Annotated in this window: 9 protein-coding genes; 3 read left to right on the top strand and 6 right to left on the bottom strand. The window is 66.6% G+C overall.

All coding sequences use genetic code 11. From position 1 onward, the window contains the following. The 3 genes from WAN02_RS07140 to glp form a co-directional block, all read right to left on the bottom strand. The coding region (locus tag WAN02_RS07140) for a MogA/MoaB family molybdenum cofactor biosynthesis protein (protein ID WP_422263463.1) at window positions 1–453 on the bottom strand (453 nt) is incomplete at its 3' end. Continuing rightward, window positions 453–938 carry a cyclic pyranopterin monophosphate synthase MoaC gene (gene moaC, locus WAN02_RS07145; RefSeq protein WP_422263464.1) on the bottom strand — a complete coding sequence of 162 codons (486 nt, stop codon included), beginning with the start codon at window positions 936–938 and terminating at the stop codon, window positions 453–455. The genes WAN02_RS07140 and moaC, both read right to left, overlap by 1 nt. A 35-nt stretch (window positions 939–973) precedes the next feature. Next, complete coding sequence (gene glp, locus WAN02_RS07150; protein WP_422263465.1) at window positions 974–2179, bottom strand: gephyrin-like molybdotransferase Glp; 1206 nt, start codon at window positions 2177–2179, stop codon at window positions 974–976. Window positions 2180–2258: 79 nt separating this feature from the next. On the opposite strand from glp, the gene WAN02_RS07155 reads away from it, so the two are divergent. Continuing rightward, the gene (locus WAN02_RS07155) at window positions 2259–2684 is read left to right on the top strand and encodes a molybdenum cofactor biosynthesis protein MoaE (RefSeq protein ID WP_422263466.1); all 426 of its coding nucleotides are present in this window, start codon (window positions 2259–2261) and stop codon (window positions 2682–2684) included. Window positions 2685–2694: 10 nt separating this feature from the next. Here WAN02_RS07155 and WAN02_RS07160 read toward each other — a convergent pair whose 3' ends face one another. Then, window positions 2695–2952 (bottom strand): MoaD/ThiS family protein, encoded by a 258-nt coding sequence (locus tag WAN02_RS07160; protein WP_422263467.1) that lies wholly within the window; start codon window positions 2950–2952, stop codon window positions 2695–2697. Window position 2953: 1 nt separating this feature from the next. Continuing rightward, complete coding sequence (gene moaA / locus WAN02_RS07165; protein ID WP_422263468.1) at window positions 2954–4021, bottom strand: GTP 3',8-cyclase MoaA; 1068 nt, start codon at window positions 4019–4021, stop codon at window positions 2954–2956. A 97-nt stretch (window positions 4022–4118) separates the two neighbouring features. Here moaA and WAN02_RS07170 point away from each other — a divergent pair, with 97 nt between their 5' ends. After that, on the top strand, window positions 4119–4682 hold the full coding sequence (locus WAN02_RS07170; RefSeq protein WP_422263469.1) for a nucleotidyltransferase family protein: 564 nt from the start codon (window positions 4119–4121) through the stop codon (window positions 4680–4682). A 41-nt stretch (window positions 4683–4723) separates the two neighbouring features. Here WAN02_RS07170 and WAN02_RS07175 read toward each other — a convergent pair whose 3' ends face one another. Further along, window positions 4724–5689 (bottom strand): LysR family transcriptional regulator, encoded by a 966-nt coding sequence (locus WAN02_RS07175; protein WP_422263470.1) that lies wholly within the window; start codon window positions 5687–5689, stop codon window positions 4724–4726. A 35-nt stretch (window positions 5690–5724) separates the two neighbouring features. Here WAN02_RS07175 and WAN02_RS07180 point away from each other — a divergent pair. Beyond that, the coding region (locus tag WAN02_RS07180) for an XdhC family protein (protein WP_422263471.1) at window positions 5725–6183 on the top strand (459 nt) is incomplete at its 3' end.

Genomic DNA, 6183 nt, shown 5'->3' on the forward strand with positions numbered 1-6183 from the left:
GTCCAGCGCATGGTCCAGCACCTCGGCGAGCACCCGAAGACCGTCGCGCACCCCGCCTGGCGAACCCGGCAGGTTGACTACCAAGGTCCGCCCGGCCACCCCGGATACTCCGCGGGAAAGCACCGAGGTCGGCACCTTTGGTAGACCCGAACGCCGGATGGCGTCGGCCAGCCCAGGAATCTCGTAGTCGAGCGCCGCGGCGGTCTGGGCGGGGGTGTCGTCGCTCGGAGAAATGCCAGTGCCACCGGAGGTGATCACCACGTCGACATCGTCGGCGATGGCGTCACGTAGCGCCTGACCCACCGGCCCGCCGTCACCAACCAGGACCGGTGCTTCCAACGAGAACCCGCGCTGCACAAGCCATTCAGAGATTACCGGCCCGCAGCGATCTTGGTAGAGCCCGGCCGACGCGCGGGTTGAGGCGATGATGACGCGCGCGGACCGGCCTGCCATCACCGCACCCACGATCCGTGGCGGCCGCCGTCCTTCCGCAACACCCGAACATCATCGATGCGTGCAGCCGGGTCCACCGCCTTGATCATGTCGTAAAGCGTTAGGGCCGCCACACTTACCGCGGTCAGCGCCTCCATCTCCACCCCGGTGCGATCGGTGCCACGCACTGTCGCGGTGATGTCGACGTCCGCTTCACCGACGGTGAAATCGACGTCGACGCCAGTCAGCGCCAACTGATGACACAGCGGAATCAGCTCGCTGGTTCGCTTAGCGGCCAGAATGCCCGCAAGCCGCGCAGTGGCCAGGGCATCCCCCTTGGCCAGTCCGCCCGCCGCGATCAGCGCCACCACCTGCGCGGAGGTACGCAGCGACCCTGCGGCAACCGCGGTGCGCGTGGAGGCTTCCTTCCCGGTGACGTCGACCATACGAGCCGCGCCCTGATCGTCGATGTGCGAGAGCGGACCTAGATCACCCACGCAGGCCATTCTGACAGCTCCGCGTCGTAGCGTTTCCAGGAGCGCTAGCTGAGATCCCAGATCCGCACCTCAGAGCCAGCGGGAATCTCCGTGACGTCCGCTGGGATGTCCAGCAAGCAGTTCGCCGACGCCAGCCACCCCAGATGGTGTGATGCCGGCGGCCCGTGGCTCACGACGGTGCCGGCGGCGGCGTCGAATATCCCGCGGCGGAACTGGCGTTTGCCGGTCGGTGAGGTCAAGGTCTCGGTCAGCACGGCGGATCGCCGCGGCCGTTCCGGAGCCGGCAGCCCCATGACTGAGCGCAGCGCCGGACGGATGAAAACCTCGAAGGACACCAGCGCACTGACCGGGTTACCAGGCAAGGTGACGATCGGCGTGCCCGCCACCCGGCCGGTGCCCTGGGGCATGCCCGGATGCATCGCCACCTTGACGAACTCCACCCCCTGATCACCGGCTCGGCCGAATGCGTCCTTGACCACCTCGTAAGCGCCCGCGCTGACGCCCCCGCTGGTGATGATCAAATCCGACTCGGCGGCATAACGGTCCAGCACCGCGGTTAATTCGGCGACGTCATCACTGGTGATCGCGGTGGCGACCACCGCTGCGCAGGCCTCGCGGACGGCGGCGGCAAGCATGAACGAGTTGGATTCGTAAATCGCACCCGGCCGCAGCGGCATGCCCGGCGATACAAGTTCTGATCCGGTAGAAATCACCAGCACACGCTGACGCGGAATCACCGTCAGCTCATGCAGTCCTAGCGCCGCGGCCAAGCCAACTACCGCAGCGGTGACCACCTGCCCGGCCCGCAGCACGGTGGAGCCCGTGGCGACATCTCCGCCCGCGCGGCGGATGTAGTTTCCCTCGGTGCTGGGTGCGTTAATCCTCACGACATCGGTCCGCCCATCGGTGGCCTCAACTGGCACTACCGCCGTCGCCCCGGCCGGGATCGGCGCGCCGGTCATGATGCGATGCGCCGTACCGGGCTCGAGCCTGGGAGTGTCGATCCGACCGGCCGGAATATCCTCGGCCACAGGCAGTTTCACCGGATGATCGACCGTCGCCGAGGCCACCTCATCGGCGCGCACCGCGTAACCGTCCATTGCGGAGTTGTCGAAACCCGGTAGCGCTACCGTCGAAATCACATCGCCGGACAACACCTGACCCTCGGCGAAGGGCAGTTCGGTGCTGACGGCGGGACCGGCAGCAATCAGCCCGGCAACAACGCGTTGATGCTCCTCGACCGACCGCATGGCGTCAGACCGGAAACCTCCCTGGAATCCCCAGAAGAATATAGTTGGTGGTCGTGGGAAATCCGTACTTGAATCAACGATGACCCTGGTAGTGCGTGCCGCGCTGACAGATCAACCGATCCTGCTCGCCGAACACCAGGAGCTGGTGAGCCATCAGGCGGCAGGAGCGATCGTCGGGTTCGTCGGGATGATTCGCGACCACGACAACGGGCGCCAGGTGGTGCAGTTGGAGTATTCCGCCCACCCGTCGGCCGCGGACGTCATCGCCGAAGTGGTGGCCGAGGTCGCCGCGCAGTCCCTCGGGACGCGGGCCATTGCGGCGAGCCACCGCATCGGTGTCCTGAAGATCGGCGAGGCGGCGTTGGTCGCCGCGGTCGCCGCCGACCATCGCCAAGCGGCATTTGCCACCTGCGCGCAACTGGTGGACGCCATCAAGGCGCGGTTGCCGGTGTGGAAGCGCCAGGTCTTCGCCGACGGAACCGACGAGTGGGTGGGCTCGACGTAGAAGCGGGGGCTCATCCCCCGGCGAACGGCGGCAGGACGTCGATCGTGTTGCCCGTCTGCAGCGGCTGGGTTTGGTCGCGAACCGCTAAACCGTCGCAGAGAAACGAGCACCGGCCAAGCACGCGGGCGAGTTCGTGGCTGCGGCCGCCCAGCGTGTCGACGAGCTCGCCGACCGTGGCGCCGGAACGCATGGCCAATTGCTCGGAATCGGATCCTGCGGCAGCACGCGCCGCCGCGAAATACCGCACGGTGATCGTTTCATCCGTCACCTCAGCCGCCAATTGCGCTCATCGGCCGTGGCGGCTGGACGAAGTTTGGGTCGTTGATGCCGTGGCCCGCTGGTTTGCCCCACATCGCCGCTCGCCAGGCCGCCTCGACCGCGTCGTCGTCGGCGCCGCCGCGCAGCAGCCCCCGCAGGTCGGTCTCCACGATGGCGAACAGGCAGCTCCGGAGCTGCCCGTCGGCGGTCAGCCGGGTGCGGTCACAGGTCGAGCAGAACGGGTGCGACACCGAGGCGATCAACCCGACCTTCCCGGTGCGGCCGGTCGCGGGATCAGTAACCCGCCACAACTCGGCCGGCGCCGGACCCCGCGGCGCCGGATCGGCTTCCAGGACGTAGTGACGCCTTAGCTGCGCCAGCACCTGGTTTGCGGTCACCGCAGCCTCGCGCCGCCATTGGTGTCCGGCATCGAGCGGCATCTGCTCGATGATCCGCAGCTGGTAGTCGTGGCCGAGGCAGAAGCGCACCAGCGCCACCGCATCGTCGAGGCCGGTCAGCGGGTCGAGTACGGCATTCACCTTGACCGGCCGCAGACCCGCCGCGTGCGCGGCGGCCAGGCCGGCCAGCACATCGGCCAACCGGTCGCGGCGGGTGATCGCCGCGAAGCGCAGGTGATCGACACTGTCCAGGGACACATTCACCCGGTCCAAGCCGGCCCGGGCCAACGCCGCCGCACGCTTGGCCAACATCACTCCGTTGGTGGTCAGCGCGAGCTCCGGCCGCGGCAGCAATTCGGCCGTTGCGGCGATGATTTCGTCAAGGTGCTTGACCAGCAACGGTTCTCCGCCGGTGAACCGCACCTTGGTGATGCCCAGCCGGGTTACGCCAATGCGCACCAGCCTGATGATTTCGTCGGGTTGCAACAGCTGCTCAGCGGCCGACCACGGCAGACCCTCGGCGGGCATGCAGTACGTGCATCGCAGATTGCAGCGGTCGGTCAAAGACACCCGGAGATCGGTCGCGGATCGCCCGTAGCTGTCGACCAGCGGACCGGTGGACGGGGCTTGTGTTGCCGGGCCAACGCGCGGCACCAACGGCACACCGAGCGTCGTAGTCATGACACCATCCGAATCTGGTCGCGAGCAACATTTTTATTATCCATCAGCCCGGCGAAACCGGGATCGCGCGTGAGAAGTCGGATGTCATCATAGGAGAGTGCGGTTACCGCAGTCGACAGATCCGCGGCCACGCAACGTCGGGATCCTTTTGGCCGCGGGCGCCGGCCGCCGATACGGCAAGCCGAAGGTACTAGTTAATGGTTGGCTGGACACCGCGGTTGCTGCGCTGCGCGGTGGGGGATGCACCGACGTCGTTTTGGTCTTGGGTGCCGCCGAGGTCGCTCCACCGCGCGGCGTCACCGCGATCACCGCTCGGTACTGGCATGAGGGCCTCAGCGCTTCAGTGCGTCTGGGTCTAATGCAGGCCGACGGCATGCACGCCGACTATGCCGTGCTGCATGTCATCGACACTCCCGATGTGGGCGCAGCAGTGGTGTCGCGGGTGTTGGGTCGCGCATTGAGCTGCGAAAGTGGGCTTGCGCGAGCGTATTTCGGCGGACGGCCCGGACATCCGGTGGTGATAGCGCGGCGGCACTGGCCCGAGGTGCTGGCCCTAATATCCGGGGATCTAGGCGCGGGTGCGTACCTGAGCACTAGGCGCGACGTAGAAATCGTCGACTGCGCCGATCTTGCGGGCGGTCAGGACATAGATGAGCTTTAGCCGCGTAAGCGCTCCTTCAGTGTGCGATTACGGCGCTGCCGCTAACTCCAGAGCGTGACGTGCACCTTTGGGCGGAATCTGGTCACCCCGACGCCGGTTCCCCGGATCATCGCCTGGATGCACCTCGGAGTGATGATGAAGCGGACCAGTTCGGACACGGCGGGCTGGCGGGCTGACGGTGGCAGCGTCGCTACACACCACTCGCCCGACCTGTCCAGCCCGGGGCCGATCACGTGGGTCAACCGCCCGGCGGAGAGGTCTTTGGCGATCGCGAAACCGATGGTCAACGTAACGCCGCCAACCCGCTGAACCTCCTCGAGCGCGGCGGCCTCGCTCTGAAAGATTCGTTGTTGTGACTCCGGAATTGCCAAGCTACGCAACATGGTTGCGATCTCGCCGCCTACGCTGCCTGCCGATGGTCCGAGCATCCACTCTTGTTGTCGCAACAGCCCCGGCGTCGGAATACCAACGGCCAGTGGGCTATTCGGCGGCGCCACGGTGATGATCTGATATTTCAGAAAGGGACGCACGAAGATCGAGCCGTCGGAACCGAGCGAACTTTCACTTGCCGGTCCGATCGCGATGTCAACGGCGCGCGAACAAATCAGGTCGCGGAATTGGCTCGTCGGGTGGACGCTCAACTCGACAGACAAGTCGTCGGCCCGCGACGAGAAGAGCTCGATCAGGCCCGGCGCGGCGTGTTCGGCGAAGGCGCTGGACGCGGCGATCCGCAGCAGGCGGCGCCCGTGGGCGGCCTCGGTAACCTCGATCGCGGTTTGCTGTTGCAGACCCAGGATCTCGACCGCGCGGCTGGCCAGCCGGAGTCCGCCCGGCGTGAACGCCAGTCCGGCACCAGTCTTGGTGAACAACGGGTCTTCGAGTTCCTTGCGTAGCGCTGCCACGTGCATCGAGACCCCGGCGTCGGATACGCCTAGTTCCGCGGCGGCCGCTCGTACCGAACCCAGACGAACCACCGCCGAATAGGCCCGAAGTTGAGCCGGAGTCATGGAAACAGCCTACTTCGGGGCCTAATTTAGAAGATGTGCGTGACGTGCTTGCCCAGCTCATGTCGATCTGGCGTGCGGATGACACCGCAGGCCTCGGGACGGTAGTGCGAACATTCCACTCGGCGCCGCGGCCGCCTGGGGCCTCGATGGTGGTAGCTCCCGACGGTTCAGTAAGTGGGTCGGTGTCGGGTGGCTGCGTAGAGGGCGCTGTTTATGAACTGGCCACCGAGGTGGCGCAAACCGGGACTCCACGGCTGCACCGCTATGGGGTCAGCGACAGCGATGCCCTCGCGGTCGGCCTGACCTGCGGCGGCATCATCGACATCTTCGTCGAGTCGGTGTCGCGAGCGACGTTCCCCGACCTTGACGAGGTAGTCGACGACGTTGGTGAGCACCGTGCCGTCGCGGTTGCGACCGTCATCGCCCACCCGGACGCGCAGCGGGTTGGCCGCAGACTGGTCATCCGGCCGGACGCGGTGACCGGATCGCTGGGT

Origin of the sequence: Mycobacterium sp. (genome assembly GCF_049281135.1) — a bacterium.
Classification (GTDB): Bacteria; Actinomycetota; Actinomycetes; order Mycobacteriales; family Mycobacteriaceae; genus Mycobacterium.